The sequence below is a fragment of the Rhizobium sp. WSM409 genome, from assembly GCF_057653825.1.
Genome location: NZ_CM172794.1, coordinates 3,074,878 through 3,096,582 on the forward strand (window position 1 = coordinate 3,074,878; position 21,705 = coordinate 3,096,582).

General features: G+C 62.1%; 23 protein-coding genes. 16 read left to right on the forward strand and 7 right to left on the reverse strand.

Going from position 1 to position 21,705, the window contains the following annotated elements; genetic code table 11:
• Positions 1–74 precede the first annotated feature (74 nt).
• The gene (locus tag AC25BC_RS15400) at positions 75–305 is read left to right on the forward strand and encodes a CopG family ribbon-helix-helix protein (protein WP_012758460.1); all 231 of its coding nucleotides are present in this window, start codon (positions 75–77) and stop codon (positions 303–305) included.
• A gap of 112 nt (positions 306–417) precedes the next feature.
• On the opposite strand, the gene AC25BC_RS15405 is transcribed toward AC25BC_RS15400, so the two are convergent.
• Entirely contained in the window at positions 418–2,274 is a 1,857-nt protein-coding gene (locus AC25BC_RS15405) for an ABC transporter ATP-binding protein (protein WP_012758461.1), read from the reverse strand.
• 385 nt (positions 2,275–2,659) lie between these two features.
• Here AC25BC_RS15405 and AC25BC_RS15410 point away from each other — a divergent pair, with 385 nt between their 5' ends.
• Together AC25BC_RS15410 and AC25BC_RS15415 are read left to right on the forward strand one after the other, a co-directional pair.
• Positions 2,660–3,121 (forward strand): tRNA (cytidine(34)-2'-O)-methyltransferase, encoded by a 462-nt coding sequence (locus tag AC25BC_RS15410; RefSeq protein ID WP_012758462.1) that lies wholly within the window; start codon positions 2,660–2,662, stop codon positions 3,119–3,121.
• A gap of 218 nt (positions 3,122–3,339) precedes the next feature.
• A complete protein-coding gene (locus AC25BC_RS15415) occupies positions 3,340–4,986 on the forward strand; it encodes a Na/Pi cotransporter family protein (protein ID WP_012758463.1) in 1,647 nt (548 codons plus the stop codon).
• 3 nt (positions 4,987–4,989) lie between these two features.
• Here the strand turns inward: AC25BC_RS15415 and AC25BC_RS15420 are convergent, their stop codons facing one another.
• A complete protein-coding gene (locus tag AC25BC_RS15420) occupies positions 4,990–5,250 on the reverse strand; it encodes a hypothetical protein (RefSeq protein WP_012758464.1) in 261 nt (86 codons plus the stop codon).
• Positions 5,251–5,423: 173 nt separating this feature from the next.
• Between AC25BC_RS15420 and hemF the strand changes: the two genes are divergently transcribed.
• The 3 genes from hemF (at position 5,424) to AC25BC_RS15435 (ending at position 7,008) form a co-directional block, all read left to right on the forward strand.
• On the forward strand, positions 5,424–6,335 hold the full coding sequence (hemF, locus tag AC25BC_RS15425) for an oxygen-dependent coproporphyrinogen oxidase (RefSeq protein ID WP_012758465.1): 912 nt from the start codon (positions 5,424–5,426) through the stop codon (positions 6,333–6,335).
• Positions 6,336–6,438: 103 nt separating this feature from the next.
• Entirely contained in the window at positions 6,439–6,708 is a 270-nt protein-coding gene (locus AC25BC_RS15430) for a hypothetical protein (RefSeq protein WP_012758466.1), read from the forward strand.
• A 114-nt stretch (positions 6,709–6,822) separates the two neighbouring features.
• Positions 6,823–7,008: a DUF1059 domain-containing protein gene (locus tag AC25BC_RS15435; protein WP_012758467.1), complete on the forward strand. Its 186-nt coding sequence runs from the start codon at positions 6,823–6,825 to the stop codon at positions 7,006–7,008.
• Here the strand turns inward: AC25BC_RS15435 and AC25BC_RS15440 are convergent, their stop codons facing one another.
• The 3 genes from AC25BC_RS15440 to AC25BC_RS15450 are packed head-to-tail and all read right to left on the reverse strand — an operon-like array spanning position 7,009 to position 9,529.
• On the reverse strand, positions 7,009–8,262 hold the full coding sequence (locus AC25BC_RS15440; RefSeq protein WP_012758468.1) for a CCA tRNA nucleotidyltransferase: 1,254 nt from the start codon (positions 8,260–8,262) through the stop codon (positions 7,009–7,011).
• Positions 8,259–8,909 (reverse strand): CoA pyrophosphatase, encoded by a 651-nt coding sequence (locus AC25BC_RS15445; RefSeq protein ID WP_012758469.1) that lies wholly within the window; start codon positions 8,907–8,909, stop codon positions 8,259–8,261. Before AC25BC_RS15445 ends, AC25BC_RS15440 begins: the two co-directional genes overlap by 4 nt.
• Positions 8,906–9,529 (reverse strand): DUF1285 domain-containing protein, encoded by a 624-nt coding sequence (locus AC25BC_RS15450; protein WP_012758470.1) that lies wholly within the window; start codon positions 9,527–9,529, stop codon positions 8,906–8,908. The genes AC25BC_RS15445 and AC25BC_RS15450 overlap by 4 nt, the downstream gene beginning before the upstream one ends.
• A 158-nt stretch (positions 9,530–9,687) precedes the next feature.
• On the opposite strand from AC25BC_RS15450, the gene AC25BC_RS15455 reads away from it, so the two are divergent.
• From AC25BC_RS15455 to AC25BC_RS15475, 5 genes are read left to right on the forward strand one after another with little or no spacing between them, the layout of a single operon-like run.
• On the forward strand, positions 9,688–10,698 hold the full coding sequence (locus tag AC25BC_RS15455) for an AAA family ATPase (RefSeq protein ID WP_128438225.1): 1,011 nt from the start codon (positions 9,688–9,690) through the stop codon (positions 10,696–10,698).
• 13 nt (positions 10,699–10,711) lie between these two features.
• Complete coding sequence (locus AC25BC_RS15460) at positions 10,712–11,632, forward strand: DUF58 domain-containing protein (RefSeq protein ID WP_012758472.1); 921 nt, start codon at positions 10,712–10,714, stop codon at positions 11,630–11,632.
• Entirely contained in the window at positions 11,629–14,442 is a 2,814-nt protein-coding gene (locus AC25BC_RS15465) for a DUF4159 domain-containing protein (protein ID WP_012758473.1), read from the forward strand. The genes AC25BC_RS15460 and AC25BC_RS15465 overlap by 4 nt, the downstream gene beginning before the upstream one ends.
• Before the next feature lies 1 nt (position 14,443).
• Positions 14,444–16,513: a membrane protein gene (locus AC25BC_RS15470; protein ID WP_012758474.1), complete on the forward strand. Its 2,070-nt coding sequence runs from the start codon at positions 14,444–14,446 to the stop codon at positions 16,511–16,513.
• A 4-nt stretch (positions 16,514–16,517) separates the two neighbouring features.
• A complete protein-coding gene (locus AC25BC_RS15475; RefSeq protein WP_012758475.1) occupies positions 16,518–16,934 on the forward strand; it encodes a GNAT family N-acetyltransferase in 417 nt (138 codons plus the stop codon).
• 43 nt (positions 16,935–16,977) lie between these two features.
• Here AC25BC_RS15475 and AC25BC_RS15480 read toward each other — a convergent pair whose 3' ends face one another.
• Positions 16,978–17,541 (reverse strand): GNAT family N-acetyltransferase, encoded by a 564-nt coding sequence (locus tag AC25BC_RS15480; RefSeq protein ID WP_080518576.1) that lies wholly within the window; start codon positions 17,539–17,541, stop codon positions 16,978–16,980.
• On the opposite strand from AC25BC_RS15480, the gene AC25BC_RS15485 reads away from it, so the two are divergent.
• Together AC25BC_RS15485 and AC25BC_RS15490 are read left to right on the forward strand one after the other, a co-directional pair.
• A complete protein-coding gene (locus tag AC25BC_RS15485) occupies positions 17,506–17,730 on the forward strand; it encodes a hypothetical protein (protein ID WP_164902749.1) in 225 nt (74 codons plus the stop codon). The two genes, AC25BC_RS15480 and AC25BC_RS15485, sit on opposite strands and share 36 nt — an antisense overlap.
• A 5-nt stretch (positions 17,731–17,735) precedes the next feature.
• Positions 17,736–18,746 (forward strand): glutathione S-transferase family protein, encoded by a 1,011-nt coding sequence (locus AC25BC_RS15490; protein WP_012758477.1) that lies wholly within the window; start codon positions 17,736–17,738, stop codon positions 18,744–18,746.
• Between the two features lie 81 nt (positions 18,747–18,827).
• Here the strand turns inward: AC25BC_RS15490 and AC25BC_RS15495 are convergent, their stop codons facing one another.
• Positions 18,828–19,277, reverse strand: coding sequence for an NUDIX domain-containing protein (locus tag AC25BC_RS15495; RefSeq protein ID WP_050563527.1), 450 nt, complete (start codon positions 19,275–19,277; stop codon positions 18,828–18,830).
• A 100-nt stretch (positions 19,278–19,377) separates the two neighbouring features.
• On the opposite strand from AC25BC_RS15495, the gene AC25BC_RS15500 reads away from it, so the two are divergent.
• The 3 genes from AC25BC_RS15500 to AC25BC_RS15510 all read left to right on the forward strand — a co-directional run bounded on the left by AC25BC_RS15500 (position 19,378) and on the right by AC25BC_RS15510 (position 21,703).
• Positions 19,378–20,286, forward strand: a complete 909-nt coding sequence (locus tag AC25BC_RS15500; protein ID WP_012758479.1) for a metallophosphoesterase family protein — start codon at positions 19,378–19,380, stop codon at positions 20,284–20,286.
• A gap of 159 nt (positions 20,287–20,445) precedes the next feature.
• A complete protein-coding gene (locus tag AC25BC_RS15505) occupies positions 20,446–21,006 on the forward strand; it encodes a tetratricopeptide repeat protein (RefSeq protein WP_003561379.1) in 561 nt (186 codons plus the stop codon).
• Positions 21,007–21,193: 187 nt separating this feature from the next.
• Positions 21,194–21,703 carry an RNA polymerase sigma factor gene (locus AC25BC_RS15510; RefSeq protein ID WP_012758480.1) on the forward strand — a complete coding sequence of 170 codons (510 nt, stop codon included), beginning with the start codon at positions 21,194–21,196 and terminating at the stop codon, positions 21,701–21,703.
• Positions 21,704–21,705: the final 2 nt, after the last annotated feature.

Sequence of the window (21,705 nt, forward strand, 5' to 3'; positions counted from 1 at the left end):
CGGCATACCCATTGAATGCCCCCGAACCGGTCACAATCTCACGTTACGATCGCGCTTTACCGGAGACCATATCCATGGAAACGAAAATGCTCGATGTGCATGTTCCGCTTCCGCTTGCAGAAAGGCTGGATGCCCTGGCATTCGCCCTGGGGTTGCCGCGCGACGAGATCGTCGCCGAGGCCATTACCACCTGGATCGATCAGGAGGAGCACCGCCGCCTCGTCGCGCTTCGCACGATCGCCGCCGCCCACACAATGGTCGTCGTCGAAACTCACCGCGTGATCGATTGGGCCGACAGCCTTTGATCGGATAGGACGCAAACGCGCTCAGATCTTCAGCAACGGTCGGCAAGCTGGAACCCCCCTAAGAATTCACGAGGCCCTCTCCGCTTTCGCAGGGAGGGCCTCATTACTCTTATTATTCCGCCGCCACTTCCGCTTCGTCGGCGTGATCGGAGAGGAAGCCGCCGGACTGACGGTTCCAGAGGTCGGCATAGATGCCGCCTCCTGCGATCAGCTCACTGTGCGAGCCGGCCTCGATGATCCGGCCCTTGTCGAGCACGATCAGCTGGTCCATCTCCGTCAGCGTCGACAGCCGGTGGGCGATGGCGATCACCGTCTTGCCCTCCATCAGGGCGAAGAGGTTTTCCTGGATCGCCGCCTCGACTTCCGAATCGAGTGCCGAGGTTGCCTCGTCGAGCACCAGGATCGGCGCGTCCTTCAGGAAGACGCGGGCGATCGCGACGCGCTGCCGCTGGCCGCCGGAGAGCTTGACGCCGCGTTCGCCGACCTGCGCGTCGAGCCCCGCGCGGCCCTGCATGTCGACCAGGCCTTCGATGAACTCCCAGGCATTGGCGCGTTTGGCGGCCTCGATCACCTCGTCGTCCGTTGCTTCGGGGCGCCCATAGGCGATGTTGTCGCGGATCGAGCGATGCAACAGCGAAGTGTCCTGCGTCACCACGCCGATCAGCGAACGCAGGCTTTCCTGCGAAACGCCGGCGATGTCCTGCCCATCGATGGTGATGCGGCCGGCCTCCAGGTCGTAGAAGCGCAGCAACAGGTTCATCAGCGTCGTCTTGCCGGCGCCGGAGCGGCCGACCAGACCAACCTTCTCGCCGGCCTTGATGTCGAGCGACAGGTTGTCGATGACGCCCTTGCTCTTGCCGTAGTGGAAGCGGATGCGGTCATAGTGGATCGCGCCCTTCTTCGCCGTCAGGGTGGGTGCGCCCGGCTTGTCGACGATGTCGTGCTGTTTGCTCATCATCTCCATGCCGTCATAGACCGTGCCGATATTCTCGAACAGCGCCGAGACTTCCCACATGATCCATTGCGACATGCCGTTGACGCGCATGGCAAGACCGATGGCGATGGCGATGGCGCCGACTGAGATCGCCCCGTTCAGCCAGAACCAGATCGACATGCCCGAGATGACGAAGAGCGCAACGCAGTTGTTCACGTAGACGAAGATGTGGAAGAGCGTCACCTTGCGCATCTGCTTGTGCACGGTCTGCAGGAACTCGTCCATGCCTTCCTTGGCATAGACCTCCTCGCGGCCCGCATGCGAAAACAGCTTGACCGTCGCGATATTCGTATAGCTGTCGACCACGCGCCCCGTCATCATCGAACGCGCATCCGCCTGCGCCGCCGCGATCTTGCGAAGCCGCGGCACGAAATAGGCGACGATGCTGATATAGACCGCGAGCCAGACGAGGATCGGGATCATCAGCCGCCAGTCGGCTGCCGCAATCACGATGATCATCGTCAGAAAGTAGGTGACGACATAGACGAAGACGTCGAGGATCTTCATCACCGTTTCGCGCACCGCAAGCGAGGTCTGCATCACCTTGGTGGCGACACGCCCGGCAAACTCGTTGGCGAAGAACGACATGCTGTGACGCAGCAGGAAGCGGTGCATCTGCCAGCGTGCGATCATCGGATAATTGCCGAGCATCATCTGATGCATGATGAGCGAATCGAGCCCAGCTACCAAAGGCAGGCCGATCAGCACCAGCGCCGCCATCCAGAAAAGCTTGTGGCCTTCTCTCTCCAGGAATGTGGCGCGGTCGGCATTGGTCAGCCAGTCGACGATGTCGCCGAGGAACTGGAAGAGCGCCACTTCGCCGATCGCGATCAGCGCGGTCAGCACGGCCATCAGGCCGAGCCAGGGCGCAGCCGGCTTGCTGTAATGCCAGCAAAAGGCAAAGAGACCTTTCGGCGGGACGACGGGGTCCTCGCTTGGAAAGGGATTGAGTCGCTGTTCGAACCAGCCAAACATGAAATTGCTCCGAAACGTCAGCGTTCCGGCTCCCGGCTTCGCGCCATCCCAGCGCTATGCAAGCACATATGGGAACCGAACGTTCAAGGGGCGAGGCTGAAACAGCCGCACAATGGATCAAAAAGGAAATTCAGGGAAGAAATCCGCACTATCGGCGGAAAATCGCACCGCTTGGCATCACGGCCAGGAGGCGCACATACAGCAAAATATTCATTCTGGCGCTCCTTGCTGGCGATTAAAGATATGCACCGATAACGCGAAAATGAGGAATTTTCCAGCCCTGTTCTGCCACATATTTCATCTTTTCGGGTCCAAACGCGCCCTGTTGCGTCGAAATCACAGTTGCATTAGGCCCTTTGCGGTGAAAGCGGAAAGATAGCGCATCATGACTTCACTCAGACTGGCACTCTATCAGCCGGATATTCCCGGCAATACCGGCACGATCCTGCGTCTTGCCGCCTGCCTTGGCTTTGCGGTCGATCTGATCGAGCCCGCCGGCTTCGACATCTCCGACCGTAACCTGAAACGGGCCGGCATGGACTATATCGCCGCCGCCGCCCTCACCCGCCATGTCAACTGGGACCGCTTCGAGGCGTGGCGTCTGACCACTGGCCGCCGCCTGATCCTCGCCTCGACCAAGGCTGCGGAGCGCTACACCGATCTTGCCTTCCGCCCCGACGATGTCCTGCTCTTCGGCCGCGAAAGCGCCGGCGTGCCGGATCAGGTGCATGAGAGGGCCGATGCGCGCGTACTGATCCCGATGGTCGAAGGCCAGCGCTCGATCAACGTCGCCGTCTCCGCCGCGATGATCGTCGGCGAGGCGATGCGCCAAACCGTCTGGGCCTGACGGACACCGGCGCTGGCAGAGCAAAAGCCCGCGAAATTGCCGATCCGCTCCGGAATATGTCGCAAAATAACGTTGTCTATCCGTCAAACCGGCGTATATTTATTAGCCGGGCAATCAAAAATTCAGCATTGGCCTCCATGATTCCAATAAGTTTGGAACGGTCATGTGAGGAAAACAGCACTTCTCCAGATCTGTGAAAGAAGAATAAAAACAATAAAATGGACTCTACAATCATCATGATCAACCTGTTCGGCGCCGTGGCTCTGCTGCTGTTCGGCCTCGCGCAGGTAAAGGATGGCGTATCCAGAGCCTTCGGCGCCCGCCTGAGAACAGGCCTGGCGACCGGCACGCGCGGCGGTCTTCGTTCTTTCCTGTCGGGCCTCGTCGCGACAATCGCGCTGCAAAGCTCCACAGCGACGGCGCTGATGACGGCCTCCTTCGTCGAGCGTGACCTGATCAAGCCGCGCATGGCGCAGATCGTCCTGCTCGGCGCCAATGTCGGCACGGCAATCACCGCCTGGATCGTCGCAACGGGCATCGAATGGCTCTCTCCGCTCCTGATTCTTGCCGGCATCGTGCTCTACCGCGGCCGTTCCAGCGCCAGCCAGGGCGGCGGCACGGCGCTGATCGGCATCGGGCTGATGCTGTTGTCGCTGCACCTCCTTGGCCTTGCGACGGAACCGATGCGCGCTTCCCCCGCACTCGCCGCCTTCATCGGCCTGCTGGATAACGCCCTGCCCGTGGCGATGATCATCTCGGCAGCACTTGCCTTCGCGTCCTCGTCGAGCCTTGCGGTGGTGGTGCTCATCCTCTCGCTCGCCTCGGCCGGCGTCGTCTCCGCCGAACTCGTCATCGTGCTCGTACTCGGCGCCAATCTCGGCGGGGCGATACCGCCGGTCGTCGCGACATTGTCCGGCCCGGTTTCGGCACGGCGCGTCACCCTCGGCAATCTCGCCGTCCGCACGCTCGGCTGCCTTATCGCCCTGCCGCTGGCGGGTTATGGCGCGGAATTCATCCAAATGCTGCCCTTCGGTCCTGCCAAGCTGCCGGTCGACGCGCATCTTGCCTTCAACCTTCTGCTGGCGGCGCTGGCCTGGCCATTCTCCCGGCCGCTCGCTGCCCTGATGGCCCGGCTGGTGCCTGATCAAGCCGAGCCCGATAGCGCGCCGAAATATCTGGATGCGCAGGAGCTTGCGACGCCGGTCGTGGCCCTCGCCAGCGCTACCCGCGAAGTGCTCGGCGTCGGCGATCTGATCGAGCGGATGCTGATCCGGGTCTCCGAAGCTTTCGAGCGTAACGACGCATCGAAGCTTGCCGAGATATCCACCCTCGAAGAGCGCGTCGACCGGCTGCAGCAGGCGGTGAAGGTCTATCTCTCGAAGCTCGGCCGCGAGGGTCTCAGCGACGAGAACGCCCGCCGCTCGATCGTCGTCATCGATTATGCGATCAACCTCGAACATATGGGCGATATCATCGAGAAGGGCCTGCTGGAGCAGGTGGCAAAGAAGATCTCTCTTGGCCTGAAATTTTCCGATGACGGTCATCAGGAACTGCGCAAGCTGTTCGATTTGACGATCGACAATCTGCGCGTCGCCCAGACAATCTTCGTCACCCGCGATTTCAATCTGGCGCGCCAGATGATGGAGGTGAAGGTCGAGGTGCGCCGGATGGAGAAGCAGTCTGCCGAGCGCCACCTCGAACGCCTGCGTGATGGTCGCGCCGACAGCCTGCAAACGAGTTCGCTGCATCTCGACATGCTGCGCGATCTGAAGCGCCTCAACGCCCACATCGTCTCGGTGGCGCATCCGATCATGGATGAAAACGGCCTGCTGATCGAAAGCCGCGTGCGCGCCACTGCGAAGTGACGGTCAGTCTGCCGAGGGCAGACGGCGCATGGTGAATTCGATCTGGTCGCCGTCGAGCTGGCGCCAGCTTTCCACCTCGGTCCAGTAAGCGGCTTTCGGATATTCGTCGAACCATTCGCGCGCCTTGGCGCGTGCGTCCGTGAGGCCGAGGCAATATGTCTCACGCACGAAATGGTCTTTCTTGCTCGGGGGATTTTCCGCCCGATGTCTCGCTATCCTGCGCTTCAGGCCGTCGAAGGACGGAGGCCCTGGAACTTTTTTCATCAATCTACCTCCTCGGAAAAGGTAATATCGAAATTCTCGATTTGCGAGTCGAATCTTGGAGGCGCCGGGTGCTTGCCTCGGCTTGGCGAGATGCAGCACCAACTGCTAATCATGGCGTGAATGAAGAATGAGCGAGTCGCCTCCGATGGAGATGCCGACCGTCGGAGGCGTAAATGGAAAGACCGGAACTGCCGATCGGCTTGCCTGACGATATCGAAGAGAAGAAGGCCGCAGCCCGCAATTGGTTCGAGGGATTGCGCGATACGATCTGCGCCTCCTTCGAGGCCCTCGAGGACGAGTTGGAAGGGCCGCTATCCGACCAGGAGCCCGGCCGCTTCGTCGCCAAGGACTGGTCACGCGAAAATGGTGCTGGCGGCGGTGGCCGGATGTCGATGATGGAAGGCCGCGTCTTCGAAAAGGTCGGCGTCCATACCTCCACTGTCTACGGCGAATTCGCCCCGGATTTCCGCGCCCAGATACCCGGCGCCAAGGACGATCCGCGTTTCTGGGCCTCCGGCATCTCGCTGATCGCCCATCCCGTGAACCCACACGTTCCGGCGGTGCACATGAACACCCGCATGGTCGTCACCACCAGCCGCTGGTTCGGCGGCGGGGCCGACCTGACGCCGGTGCTGTCGCGCCGCCGCACGCAGGAGGACGAGGACAGCCAGCTCTTCCACAAAGCCATGGAGATCGCGTGCCGCAATCATGCCGTCGCCGATTATGATGCGTACAAAGCCTGGTGCGACGAATATTTCTTCCTGAAACACCGCAACGAGGCCCGCGGCATCGGCGGCATCTTCTACGACTGGCTGCATTCAAGCGAGGAAGCCGGCGGCTGGGACGCCGATTTCGCCTTCACGCGTGATGTCGGCCGGGCTTTCGCCATGGTCTATCCAAAAATCGTCCGCTCCAACTTCAATAAATTGTGGACAGAGGCCGATCGCGACGAACAATTGATCCGCCGGGGCCGCTACGTCGAATTTAATCTGCTGTATGATCGCGGCACGATCTTCGGCCTGAAGACCGGCGGCAACGTTGAATCCATTCTCTCTTCGTTGCCCCCCGTCGTCCGCTGGCCATGAAACTGTGATATCTCATCGATAAATTCGAGGTGATAGACCTTCACGAAAACTCAGTGCGTCCTAACTTTATATGTATGTGCGTAACAATCGGAGGAGGATTGTCATGACGATACAAAGTAGCTCGCCAGCGTCCGCGGATGTCCAGGAAACATCCCGCACGATCGACACATCCGAGTTTCTGACGCGCATTGCCGAGAAACTGCGGACCAAGAGCGGCTCGGATCTGCCGCTGTCCTGCTTCATCGAGCAGGTCAAGCTGCAACTGGCCGGCGGAAAGTCGCCGGAACAGCTGCAGAACGAAGCAGCGGCCGCCAACAGCAACATGCCCGGCCACCTTTTGGATACCTACAAAGCCTGGGCGATGCCCGACTGACACGGCCTTTACTGGCCGGCATGTCGATGCCGGCCGGAACCTTCCCTCCCCCCGCACATTCATGAATCGCGTAAGATCGCGATCTTCGTTGTGTTTCGAACAGAGGAGAAGACCATGCGACTTTTCGAATGCGGCACTCTCGTTCCGGGCTGCGCCTGGCATACACGGGCAGATAGCGACGCCGAGGTGGTCCGCCGTGCCGTTGAACACATGAAAGACGCTCACGGTGAAACCACGATCCGCGAGAACATGGTGGATAATATCAAGGCTCGAATCCGCGACGAGGTGAACGCAGCCTGATTATTGCACGCGTTCCTGGAGCCGGGCGAGCAGCGCCGCCCGGTCGGTAACGAAGTTTTCCTCCACCCACTGGTTTTCCAGACCGGCAAGCAGCTCGCCGACGCGCGGGCCAGACGCGATTCCTGCCGAAATCACGTCGCCGCCGTTCAGCGGAAACTGTGGTTTCTTCCAGTGCGTTGCCTTATCCAGCAGCTTGTTGAGCCGCGCAGACCGCGCCATTTCGTCGAAATCGCTTTCAGCCTTGCCGCGCGCAACCGCAAGTGCCAGCTTCAGCCGTGTCGTGATGCCGTCGGTGCTGTTGCGATAAAGCAACCGTTCGAAAGCCGCCGATGACATGTCGTCATTGACTGGCGCTGCCATGGCCCAGGCCTTGAGAGTGGCCGCTTCCGCATTCGAGAGCTTGAGCCGGGCTGCGAGCGCCTCCATGCGCGCGGCATCGGGCGGCACGATCGCCGCAAGGCGCAGCAAAGGATCGGGTGTCCAGCCGAGCGCCTTTTCGGTGGCGATCAGCGAAGGGATCGCATCGATCCCCCATCGTTCCGATTCCGGCAGGATTTCCGTCAACACCGCCACCTGCCGCATCCAGAGCAGCGCGCGACCAGGATCGTCGGCGCCAAGCAGCTTTCGCAACTCAGACCAGACGCGTTCTGCCGAAAGCGTCGTCAGTTTCGAACGCGCGAGGGAACACGCCTTCAGCCCCTCGGCATCCGGCCGCCCGGAACCGTAATAGGCAAAGAAACGGAAGAAGCGCAGGATACGCAAATGATCCTCGGCAATACGCCTTGCGGCATCGCCGATGAAGCGGATGTTGTGCGTCTCAATGTCGGCAAGTCCGCCAACGAGATCCACCACCTCGCCCTTTGCATCGGCATAAAGCGCGTTGATCGTCAGATCCCGCCGTTCGGCGTCTCCCTTCCAGTCGGTGCTGAAGGCAACCTTGGCATGGCGTCCGTCGGTCTCGACGTCGGTGCGAAGGGTCGTCACCTCGAAGGGCTTGCCGTCGATGACGAGCGTCACCGTGCCGTGCTCGAGGCCGGTTGGGACTGCCTTGATGCCGGCCGCCGCCGCCCGCTCCATCACCGGCTCCGGTCTGAGTGTCGTGGCTATGTCGACATCATTGACCGGCAGGCCCATCAGGCTGTTGCGCACCGCTCCGCCAACCACCCGCCCTTCGCCGCCATCGGCGTTGAGAAGCGCTAAGATCCGGCCGAGGGCCGGGTCGCGGAACCATGCTTGGTCGGCGATGCCGGTCATGCATAAAGCCTTTCATAAAGCGTGCGGACGATGCCAGCGGTAATGCCCCAGATCATTCTGGTTTCATAGGGCACGCGGTAGAAATGCCGGTCGATGCCGTCGATGACACGTCTGTCGCGGGTGTGATTGGCAGGATCCATCAGGAAGGAAAGCGGCACCTCGAACACGTCGTCCACCTCGGTCGGGTTCAGCGTCAGCGCAAAGCCCGGCGAGACGACGCCGAGCACCGGCGTAATGCGGAAGCCCGTTGAGGCAAGGTAATTCGGCAGCCGCCCCACGGTTTCGACGAAGGAACCGGCCAGGCCAATCTCCTCCTCCGTCTCGCGGATCGCCGCCATTTCGGGCGAGATATCGGCGGGATCGATCGAGCCGCCGGGAAAGGCGATCTGCCCGGAATGTTTGCGCAGCGTCGCCGTGCGCTTGGTGAAGATCACATGCGCTTCCTCGCCATCGTCGATGACGGGTACGAGCACGGCGGCGTCGCGCAGCTTGAAGGTCTCGACCTCGGCGACGATATCGGGATTGAGGATGTGGTCCCCGTGATCGCGCCAGGCATGATCGACCGGCCCACCATTCTGGTTGAGCGCGCGGCGGCGGAATTCGGCTGCGGAAAACAGCGGATAACGTTGGGTAATCGCATCATTCATCGGGAAAGCGCATCCAGTTCATCGGCCGGCATCATCGCAAAAACCTCTCCGGCCGAGCGGACGGCGAACATCGCCTGTCCCTCGACCTCGATCGTCTCGCCGAGCGCCACCAGTTCATACATCACCGCACGCGACACCAGCGCCTCCAGCCGCCCGCGCACATGCAGATAGGGTTTCAATTCGGCATTCTCGCCCGCAATCGCAAAGCGCAGCCGATGCTCTCCTCCCGCCTCCACGACATCGCCGACATTGGTGCGGAAAGTCAGCACCTGTCGGCCTTGCCCCTCCGTCACGCTCATCTCCACGGCGATGAAAGGCGCGTCGACGACCCTTATACCGACCTTTTCCACAGGAGTTACGAGATAGGTCTTCTGGTCGTCGTCTTTTCTTAAAACCGTCGAAAACAGCCGCACCAGCGCCGGTCGACCGATCGGCGTACCCATGTAGAACCAGGTGCCGTCCGCCCGGATTTCCATGTCGATATCGCCGCAGAAAGGCGGATTCCACCGCTCGACCGGCGGCAATCCTCGTTTTTGTCCGGCATTTTCCTGAGACGCGCGCGAAATCAGTGCGGCAAGTCCCGCCGCATCCGCCTGTCCGCTGATTTCCTCGGCTGCCATTCTTCCGTCCCGGTTTGTCCTTAACGAAGTAAAGTCACGAGATAGTCATTCGCAACGAACTTGTCAGCCCGTCACATCTCCATAACTCTATCGGGTATGAGGCACATGTATAAGTCCGCCGATTCGCTGCCGAATGATTTCAGCCGTTGGAGATACGCATGGGTATGATGAAGACCGAAGCCAGCCTCGATGAAAAGGCGATCGTCGCCGCCGCCGAAAAGGCGCTCTCCGATATCGCCGCCATCCGCGGGGAAGTCTCGAAGGTGATCTTCGGTCAGGAAAGCGTCGTCGAGAACACCATTCTCGCCGTGCTGTCAGGCGGTCATGCTCTGCTCGTCGGCGTTCCCGGTCTTGCCAAGACCAGACTGGTGACCACGCTCGGCGAGGTGCTCGGCCTTGCCGCCAACCGCATCCAGTTCACGCCGGATCTGATGCCCTCGGATATTCTCGGCTCCGAGGTGATGGACCAGGACGACAGTGGACGCCGCTCCTTCCGTTTCGTCAAGGGCCCGGTCTTTGCCCAGCTCCTGATGGCCGACGAGATCAACCGCGCTTCGCCGCGTACCCAGTCGGCCCTTCTGCAATCCATGCAGGAATATCACATCACGATCGCCGGCCAGCGTTATGACCTGCCGGCGCCCTTCCATGTGCTCGCCACCCAGAACCCGCTCGAGCAGGAAGGCACCTACCCCCTGCCCGAAGCCCAGCTCGACCGCTTCCTGCTGCAAGTCGACGTCAACTACCCCGAACTCGCCGCCGAGCGTCAGATCCTGCTCGAGACGACGGGCTTGGGCGAAACCCGACCGGAAGCCGTCATCGATGCGCAGCGGCTGATCGAGATCCAGACTCTGGTGCGCCAGATGCCGGTGAGCGACACGGTTGTCGATGCCATCCTGGCGCTGGTGCGTTCCGCCCGCCCCGGACAGGACAATACCTCGACCGACAAGAACGTCGCCTGGGGTCCTGGCCCTCGCGCCGGCCAGGCAATGATGCTCTGCGCGCGCGCCCGCGCGCTCTACGAAGGCCGTCTGGCACCGTCTCTGGACGATATCTTCGCGCTCGCCGAACCCATTCTCCAGCACCGCATGGCGCTGACCTTCGCCGCCCGCGCCGAAGGCATGTCGGTGCGTGATGTCGTCGCCGGACTGGTCAAGCAGGCAAAGGGATAAGGAAGCCGGACGCGTGGCATCTATCGGACAGATCGTCAACCCGACGTCAGGCAGCGATGCCCTTTCCCGCGCCAGGCAGCGGGCCGCCCTGGTGCCGGACTGCCTGGTGGAAGCCAAGCGCATCGCCAACACCGTGATCGCCGGCTGGCATGGTCGCCGCAAGCGCGGCATCGGCGAGAATTTCTGGCAGTTCCGTCCCTATGCCGAGGGCGAGAGCCTGTCGCGCATCGATTGGCGCCGCTCCGCCCGCGACGACCACACCTATGTGCGCGAGCGCGAATGGGAGGCGGCGCACACGATCTGGCTCTGGTGCGACATGTCGCCCTCGATGATGTACAAGTCGAGCTACGGCAACGTGTCCAAGGAAAGCCGCGCTCTGGTCATCATGCTGGCGCTTGCCGAAATCCTCGCCCGCTCCGGCGAGCGCATCGGCTGCCCCGGCATCATGGAACCCGCCTCCGCCCGCAACGCCGCCGAACGCCTCGCAGCCGCGCTCATGCACACGCCGCTGACCGGCGGCCTGCCGGAAACGGCGATGATCCGCGGCTGGAGCGACCTCGTCCTCATCGGCGATTTCCTCGACGATGCGCCGGCAATCATGGAGCGCCTCGGCCCGCTTGCCCGCCGCGGCCTGCGCGGCCACGTGGTCGAGATATCAGATCCCGCCGAAGAGATATTCCCCTATAGCGGCCGCACCGAATTCACCGATCCGGAGAGCGGCGCCAAGCTTATCTCCGGCCGCGCCGAACATATCCGCGAGGCCTATCGCAACGCCTACCTCGCCCGCAGGGACAGCCTCGGCCAGTCGCTGCGCCATCTCGGCTGGACCTTCGCGTCTCATCGCACCGATCATCTTGCTTCGGAAGCGTTGGTCGCGGTGCACATGTATCTGTCCGGCATGCCGGCCAAGGCAACGCATGGAGGGCAGCTATGAACGCCCTTCCCTTCGCTTTCGCCTATCCCGCCATTCTCGGCGCGCTCGTCGCCTTGCCGGTCATCTGGTGGCTGCTACGGCTGACGCCGCCACGTCCGAAGACCGAAGTCTTCCCGCCGCTGAAGATCCTCGCCTCGGTGCTGAAGCGCGAGGAGACGCCGGCGCAGAGCCCCTGGTGGCTGACGCTGCTGCGCATGCTGCTCGCCGCCACCATCATCCTTGCAATCGCCGACCCGGTTTTCAATCCACGCACCAGTTCGCTGGCATCAGGTGGCCCGCTCGTCCTCTTCGTCGACAACAGCTGGGCGGCGGCACCCGACTGGGAGCGCCGCATCCAGACCGCCGACGCGTTGATAGACGACGCCGAATCCGCCGGCACGCCTGTGTCGATCGCCTTCACCGCCGATCCGAGCAACGACGCCGTGCCCGGCACCGCCGCTGCCGCCCGCGACAAGCTGCGCGCCGCCGAGCCGCGACCACTGGTACCGGACCGCGAACGCGCCTTCCAGGCGCTGCGCGCCGCGCTGAACGGCATCAAGCCCGGCACCCTCGCCTTCCTGACTGACGGCGCCGCCGCCAAGGCCGACGACGCCACGGTGCGCAGGCTGGCCGAACTCCAGCCCGCTGATCTGCGCCTGATCGAGGGCGAGGCCGCGCGGACGGTCGCGATCACTGCCGCCAACAATGCGGCGGATGCCATGACCGTCAAGGTCACGCGGCTCAACACCTCGCAGGCCGCATCGGTGGCGCTGAACGCCGTCGATACCCAGGGCCGCTCGATCGCCAATGGCAGGGTGGATTTCCGCCCCGGCCAGAGCGTCGCGACGAGTGCGATCACCGCTCCCTTCGAGATGCGCAACGATTTCGCGCGCATCAGCGTCGACAACGGCGCGACGGCAGGCGCCGTCCACCTTCTCGACGACGCATTCAAGCGCCGCCGCGTCGTCTTGCTGTCAGGTGAAGGAGGGGATGAGTTCCAGCCGCTGCTCTCGCCGCTCTATTATATCCAGCGGGCGCTGCAACCCTATGCGGATCTGATCCAACCTGGCGATTCCGATCTTTCGGTCGCGATACCAAAACTTCTCGCCAACAATCCCTCCATCATCATCATGGCCGATATCGGCCGGCTGCCGGAGGAGACCTACGAGCCTCTGACGCGCTGGATATCGAATGGCGGCATGCTCCTGCGGTTTGCCGGCCCGCGCATGGCGGCAGCCCCTGCGGACGATCCGCTGATCCCTGTCATCTTGCGTCAGGGAGAACGGGCGCTCGGCGGCACCTTGTCCTGGAGCGAGCCGCAGTCGCTTGCCGAATTTCCGAGTTTCGGGCCTTTCGCCGGCATAGCGCGTCCCGCCGATGTCGTCGTCAAGCGGCAGGTGCTCGCCGAACCGACGCCCGATCTTGCCGAACGCACCTGGGCGAGCCTGGCTGACGGCACACCGCTCGTCACGATGAAGCAGATCGCATCCGGCCAGATCGTCCTGTTTCACGTCACCGCGGAAGCAACCTGGTCCGATCTGCCGATCTCAGGCACCTTCGTCGACATGTTGCGTCACCTCCTGCAGATATCGCGCTCGGGCGGTGTGACTTCGGAAGCGCGCGGCAATGCGCGTGTCTCCGAAACCCTGCCGCCATTCCGCATGCTGACGGCCAAGGGCACGCTCGTCTCCGAGACGGGATCGGCGCGGCCGCTCATTCCACAGGCCGGGGTCGAACCGACGACAAATTTCGACAACCCTCCCGGGCTCTACGGTTCGGAGGATGGTTTCGCCTCGTTGAACGTGCTGCCCGAGAACGCCGAACTGACGCCGCTCGACACAACAGGGACCAATGCCGTGCGCGAAGGCCTGATCGGCGGCGAAAGCTGGTCGGCAAAACCCGCGCTCTTTCTCGCAGCCTTTCTGCTGCTCCTGGCCGATAGCCTGATCGTCCTCTTCATGAATGGCGCATTCTCGCGATTGCGCCCGGCTGTCCGAACCGCCGCGATGATCGCGGTCGCCGTCGGCGCCGGCTTTCTCGTGCAACCCGGCACGCTTCACGCCGACGACTCCCAGCCCGGCGACGACCTTATCCTGCAGAGGCTTGACAACACCCATCTCGCCTATGTCGTCACCGGCGAACAGGATGTGGATAATATATCCGAGCGCGGTCTTGAGGGACTAACCCAGTTCCTGACTTTTCGCACGACGCTGGAGCCGGCGTCGCCCGTCGGCATCGACCTCACCAAAGACGAACTCTCCTTCTATCCGATCATCTACTGGCCGGTTTCGGCGACGGCGCCGATGCCGTCGACGGCGGCAATCAGCCGTATCGATGCCTATATGCGCAATGGCGGCACCGTGCTTTTCGATACGCGTGATCAGATCAGCGCATTGGACAATGGCGGCAATGTCAGCGCCAACGGTGAGAGATTGCAGGCAATCCTCACCAATCTCGACATCCCGCCGCTCGAGCCGGTACCATCAGATCACGTGCTGACGAAATCCTTCTATCTTCTGTCGAGCTTTCCCGGTCGTTATACGGGCAGCCCCCTCTGGATCGAGTCCCGGCAGGGCGGTCAGGGACCGAGCGAAAAATCGGCGGCGACGGCCGACGGCGTTTCGCCGATCCTGATCACCGGCAATGATTTCGCCGGCGCCTGGGCGATCGACGACAACGGCGTACCGATACTGCCGACCGTGCCGTCGGATGAAACGCAGCGCGAATATGCCTACCGTTCCGGCGTCAACATCATGATGTACATGCTGACCGGCAACTACAAGACCGACCAGGTCCATGTTCCCGACCTCCTCGAACGGTTAGGACAATGAGATGACCTTCGACTTTTCGCCCTTCCTGCCCTGGTCGGTTCTGGCTGCACTCGCGGTCGTCAGCGCTGTTATCGCCGCTTTCGCGATCTGGCGCGGCATTCGCGGTGCCTGGATCAGAACGCTGGCAGCACTCGCCATGTTGACCGCCCTTGCCAATCCTGTCCTGCTGCAGGAGGATCGGGATCAGTTGTCGACGATCGTCCCGGTTCTTGTCGATCGAAGCCAGAGCCAGCAGACGCCCGATCGCGTCAAGATGACCGACGATGCGCTTGCGGCCCTGAAGGGACAACTCGCCCGCTTCCCCCAGATAGAGCCCCGTTTCGTCGATGTCGAAGGCGACGTCAATTCCGACGTGCCGTCCACGCGTTTGTTCGACGCGCTGTCGGCCAACATTGCCGATGTCCCGCCCGCCCGTATCGGCGGCGCCATCATGCTGACCGACGGTGAAGTCCATGATGCTCCGGCCGCCAATCAGGCGCTTGGTTTCGACGCGCCGATCCATGGCCTCATCACCGGCAAAGCCAACGAATTCGATCGCCGCATCGAAGTCATCAAGGGGCCGCGCTTCGGCATCGTCAACGAAGAGCAGCAGGTGATCCTGCGCGTCTTCGACGACGGCCCTGGCCCGGGCGGCACGGCCGATGTCACGGTGAAGCTGAATGGCGACGAGATCGCCACCCTGCAGGCGACACCCGGGCAGGATACGCCCTTCTCCTTCAAGGTGCCGGGTGGCGGCAGCAATGTGCTCGAATTCTCGGTCGCGGCACTTCCCGGCGAAGTCACCACCGCCAACAACCGCGCCGTCCACGTCATCGACGGCATCCGCCAGAATCTCCGCGTCCTGCTTGTCTCCGGCGAGCCGCATGCCGGCGAGCGCGCCTGGCGCAACCTGCTGAAATCCGATGCCTCGGTCGATCTCGTCCACTTCACCATCTTGCGTCCGCCGGAAAAACAGGACGGCACGCCGATCAACGAGCTGTCGCTGATCGCCTTTCCGACGCGTGAGCTCTTCGTCGACAAGATCAAGGATTTCGACCTGATCATCTTCGATCGCTACCAGCACCGCGGCGTGCTGCCGTTGCTCTATTACGATTACATCGCGCAATATGTCGACAACGGCGGCGCGCTGCTGATCGCCGCCGGTCCCGAGCATGCCGGCCCCGATTCCATTGCGCTGACGCCGCTTTCCACGGTCCTGCCGGCAACGCCCACCGGAGAGATGATCGAAAAGGCCTTCTATCCCCGCCTCTCCGAGGAAGGCCGCAAACATCCCGTCACGCGCGGCCTGGATGGCTCGGGCGAGGACCCGCCGCATTGGGGACGCTGGTTCCGCAGCGTCGATGTCGAGCGGCCGCAGGGCGAGACGATCATGCTCGGCGCCGACAACCACCCGCTGTTGGTGCTGAACCGCGCCGGCCAGGGCCGCGTCGCCATGCTGCTTTCCGATCAGGGCTGGCTCTGGGCGCGCGGCTTCGAAGGCGGCGGTCCGAACGTTTCGCTCTATCGCCGTATCGCCCATTGGCTGATGAAGGAGCCGGCGCTCGAGGAAGAAGCGCTGACGGCGCGCGCCTCCGGCCGGACCCTTGAAGTTACCCGCCAGACGATCGGCGACAATCCCGGCAACGCCACCGTGCGTTATCCCTCCGGCAAGACCGAAACCCTGCCGCTCACCCAGTCCGAACCGGGGCTCTACAAGGCCGAGAAGAGGATGGACGAAATCGGTCTCTTCGAAGTCCGCAACGGCAAGCTGTCGACGCTTGTTCATATCGGCGCCGTCGACGCGCCGGAATTCAAGGCAATGATCTCGACGACCGATGTGCTGCAGCCGGTCGCCGACAGAAGCAAGGGTCTCGTCACCCGCGTCTCCAATGCAAATGGCGCGATCTCGGTCCCGCCGATCCTGCCGGTGCGCGGCCAGGTGCGCGTCTCCGACAACGATCGCATGATGATCCGCATGACCAGCGAGACGGTCTTGAAGGGCATCAACACGCTGCCGCTCTTTGCCGGGTTCGCCGGCGTCGGCATCCTGCTGCTCGCCTTCGGCGCCATGTGGTGGCGCGAAGGGCGGTAATCTCATGCCGGAATTCGAGCTCACCGCTTCGCCCTCGCTAGAGGAACTGGCAGTGATCACCGATGCGCTCTCGGCCTTCAACAACAGCGATGTCGGCCCTTCGGATCGCCAGCCGCTTGCAGTCCTCATCCGCGATACCGACGGCAAGGTGACCGGCGGTCTTTCCGGCTTTACCGCCTGGGGCTGGCTCTTCACCCAGATGCTCTATATTCCCGATACACTGCGCGGCACCGGTATATCAGGCAATATCCTCGCAAAGGCGGAAGAAGAGGCGAAAGCCCGGGGGTGCCGCGGCGCTTGGATCGACACCTTCAACCCGCAGGCTCTGCGCGCCTATCTGCGTCAGGGTTATGAGGTTTTCGGAGAGCTTAAGGATTTCCCGGAAGGCCGCACGCGCAGCTTCCTCCGGAAAAATCTCTAGCGCATCTCCTTTGTGCGTCCGAAAGGACGCACGGCGCTCTAAATCATTCGCGCCAGGCGATCGTACCCTTCAGCAGCGCGTGCACGCCCTCGGCGATCGGAACGACGAGTACACGGCCGGGATCGACCGGGCCTGGAAAAGACAGCGCGTTGTAGGCGACCTTCTCGAAGCCGAGCGGGCCGTAATAGGGCGGGTCGCCGACGAGGATGACGGCTTCCGAGCCCTTGCGTCTTGCTGCCTCCACCGCGATCCGCACCAGTTCCCGGCCAATGCCCTTGTTCTTGTGGGAGGGGCGGACGGCGAGCGGGCCGAGCAGATGGCCCTTCACTGTACCGGCCAGTACCGGCGTCATGCGCACGGAGGCGATCGTCTCACCGTTATCGGTGCAGATGAAGGAGAGCGACAGGTCATGGGGTCCCTGCTCACGGATGCGCGCGGCAGCGCGCGTGAATCGGCCCGGACCGAAGGCTTCTTCGTTGATGTGTTCGATGGCGGCGTCATGAGACGCGTCTTCAGTGAGGTAGACGAGATCGTGCTTGTACATGATGACAGAAACCGGATGGACAGATTGATGGGTCTCGAACACGCCTTGGGCGTTCGGGAGCATCAGCGTCGTCGCGGGTTTCTGGAAATGAACATCAGGCAGGGGTCCGAAAATCGTGAAAAGGCCGATAGCAGGAAAAATTTCCGCCGTCCAACGCAAAATGCACGACGTGACGCACTGTTCAATCTTTACCGCCTGCAAAGCCCTGCCATCTGCGATATCTTCCGTTCCAACACGCAATCAAGGGAATGAAGACCATGGGAATGCTAGTGGACGGCGTCTGGCATGACGCCTGGTACGACACGAAGGAGAGCAAGGGTCATTTCAAGCGGCAGCCCTCGCAGTTCCGCAACTGGGTGACATTAGAGGGTGAGGCCGGTCCTTCCGGCAGCGGCGGCTTTAAGGCCGAAGCCGGGCGTTACCATCTTTATGTCTCGCTCGCCTGCCCCTGGGCGCATCGCACGCTGATCTTCCGCAAGCTGAAGAAGCTCGAAGAGCTGATCTCGGTTTCGGTCGTCGATCCGCTGATGCTCGAGAACGGCTGGGAGTTCAAGGTCGGCGACGGTGCCACCGGCGATCACCTCTTCGGCGCGTCCGCGCTTTGGCAGATCTACGTCAAGGCCGATCCGCACTATTCCGGCCGCGTCACCGTTCCCGTGCTCTGGGACAAGAAGACCGGCACGATCGTCAGCAACGAATCCGCCGAGATCATCCGCATGTTTAACAGTGCCTTCGACGGGCTGACCGGCTCGAAGGCCGATTACTATCCCGAGGACCTTCGCTCCGACATCGATGCGCTGAACGCCACCGTCTACGACACCGTCAACAACGGCGTCTACAAGGCCGGCTTTGCCACCACCCAGCAAGCCTATGAAGAAAACGTCGGCAAGCTGTTCGAAACGCTCGACATGCTCAATGAACACCTCGGCAAGGGCCGCTACCTCTTCGGTAGCAGGCAGACCGAGGCCGACTGGCGCCTGTTCACCACGTTGGTGCGCTTCGACGCCGTCTATGTCGGCCATTTCAAGTGCAACATCCGCCGCATCGCCGACTACCCCAACCTGCCCGACTATCTCCGCGATCTCTACCAGACGGCGGGCGTTTCGGAGACGGTGAACCTGAAGCACATCAAGGAACACTATTACCGCAGCCACAAGACGATCAATCCGACCGGCATCGTTCCCGTCGGCCCGGCGCTCGATCTCGACCGTCCGCACGGTCGTGCTACAGCGCCGCGCGTCCTTTTAGACGCGCAAGGGACGCTGTAGAACTTTGAATTGCTGCATAATTTTATCCCTAAATCGATTCCGATTTAAGAAATTATGCAGTCGCTTGCCGCCGCCTGAGAATTACCAGCGGTGGGCGGGCTCCTGCTCGCCGCGAAGCTCGGCGAGACGGCGATGCGTCGCCTTGGTCGTGCCCTCGGGCAGGCTGTCGAGGGAAAAGAAGCCGCTGTCGGATATCTCCCAGTCCGGCGGCCGCGGCGCCGTCTGCTCGACGATTGCCCGGTAGAAGACGACATGGTCGCGCCTTGTGGTGGTGGTATTGAAATAGACCTGGATCAGCTGCGGCTTGCCGATGATCCTGAGGTTGCCCTCCTCGCGCAATTCCTTGGCAAGCGCTTCCTCGACCGTCTCGTTGCGCTCCAGCCCGCCGCCCGGCATGTGCCAGCCGCCGATATAGCTGTGGCGCACGAGAAAGATGCGTCCGTCTGCATCGAAACAGGCAGCCCGCACGCCCACGGTCATGCTGCGGACGAAACTGAAATAGACATGCAGCAGGCGCAATGCCAGCCTCATGTGAAGGGGCCGGTTCTCTTTATCCACTATCACTCCGTTTCAGCTCTTCATCGCGCCCGATGTGTTTGATTTGTCAATAAGCTGGTCTATGTCTCGTAACATGTTCAAGCTCGCGCATATCTCCGACGTCCACCTCGGGCCGCTGCCCAGTCTTTCCATTCAAGAGCTGTTTTCAAAACGCATAACAGGCTTTGTGAACTGGCATCGAAATCGACGCAAGCACCTTTTCGGCAGCACGTTGGATCTGCTGCTCGACGACATCCGCGCCCACCAGGCCGATCACCTGGCCGTCACCGGCGACCTCGTTAATCTGGCGAGCGGCATTGAGATTCGCGCCGCCGCTGCATGGCTGCGCGCGTTCGGCGACCCTGCGAACACGTCAGTCGTTCCCGGCAATCATGACGCCTATGTACCAGGCGCCTATGAGAAGTCGATGCGCGCGTGGTACGATTATGTCCGCGGCGATCTCGCCCCGCCGCAATGGCAGGACGACCGCCATATCTTCCCCTATCTGCGTGTTCGCGGCAAAGTCGCGATTGTCGGTTGTTCGACGGCGGTCGCCACTCCTCCCTTCGCCGCCTCCGGCTTTTTCGGCGCGCGACAGGCCCGCGATACTGTCAACATGTTGCGCGCGGCTGGGGAAGCCGGGCTCTTCCGCGTTGTCATGATCCATCATCCGCCGATCCGCGGCGCCACGGCCTTCTACAAACGGATGATCGGCATCCGCCGTTTCGCCGCTGTGATTTCGACAGGCGGCGCCGAACTCGTGCTGCACGGCCATACGCACCTGAACACGCTGCATTGGCTGCGCGGCCAGGTGCAGCCGGTGCCGGTCGTCGGCATCGCCTCAGCCTCGCAGGGACCGGGCAGCGTCAAGCCGCCCGCCGCCTACAACCTCTTCTCCATCGACGGCTCTCCCGGCGCCTGGGAGCTCAGTGGCGAACGCTTCAGCCTCAACAGGGCCGGCGACGCGGTGATGCCGGAAAGCACCGATATTTTCGCGCCTTAGCGCCGGCTCCTGACTCTTTTTGTATAGCACTTGAATCGATCTGCGAGGAGATCGGCCCACCGTCGCAACATTTGCCATGGAGGTTGCTTACCCTCTTGGTATTTTTAGTGGTAAGCGTACAATTCGAGCAACTGCATTGCCTGAGAACGGAGCGCGCCGATGACTTCTTCTTTCCGTCACCTGTCCAGACTTTCGCTCGCCGCCGGCTTTGCCTTCGGCATCGCCACGGCCGCTTTCGCGGTCGGCGACAACAATGACGACACCAATCCGCCGCCGAAGACCCAGACGACCAAGACCTGCACCGGCGGCAAGGTCTGGGACAAGGCCAAGAAGGAATGTGTCAACCCGAAGAAGAGCAGCTTCAACGACGACGATCTTTATAAGTTCGCTCGCGAGTTTGCCTATGCCGGCCAGTATGACAACGCCATCACCGTGCTCAATCTCGCTCGCAACCAGAACGACCCGCGCATCCTGAACTATCTCGGCTACGCTAACCGCAAGGCCGGCCGCATGGAGCTCGGCATGTCCTACTACCGCAAGGCGCTGCAGGCGGATGAGAATTATATCCTCGCCCGCTCTTATATGGGCATGGCGCTGGTGGAACAGGGAGATATTCAGGGCGCCCGCGTCCAGCTTGTCGAAATCCGTGATCGCGGCGGCGAAGGCACCTGGGCCTATCGCGCCCTGCTGCAAAGCTTGAACGGCTACAAGACATATTGACGCAAGCTTTGCGGGCCAGAATACGAAAATCCCTTGGGAAAGAGGGATGAAGACGACCGGATGCTTGCGAAGTGCAGGAGACTTGTTTCATAAAGCTCATGCATCGACGGCGTCGATAAAGTCGGTTTCGCGCCCGACGGCGAACCCTTCGTCCGCGAAACCATTGTGAATGCTTCTTGGATAAACAATGCGTCAGCCCGCAACGACCATCGATCTCCGGCGTGATCTCGTCGGCCTCCTGCCCCGCCTTCGCCGCTTCGCGATCACGCTCGCGGGTGAGGTTGCCGTGGCCGATGAACTCGTTCAGGCCGTCTGTCAGCGCGCCATCGCCAAGGGTCATCAATGGAGCGGCGAAGGCCGGCTGGAAAGCTGGATCTACACGCTTGCCCGCCAGCAATGGACCGACGACAACCGCAAACGCAAGCCGAAGGCTTCCGTCCGCGGCAACGTCACCGATATTCGCGAGGCCGCGCGCGAACGTTCGGCAGCGGTCGATCCCGACACCATCCATCACATGATTTCCGATATGCCGGATGGTGTTTCCAGCATGTTCTTGCTCGTCGACGTCGAAGGCCACAGCTACCAGCAGGCGGCCGACATCATGGGTATTCCGGTGGCAAACGTCGTCTCGCAGCTCGCCACCGCAAGGCTGCATTTCGCCGAGCTTGCCGGCACCCACCCGATCCACAGGTTCTGAAT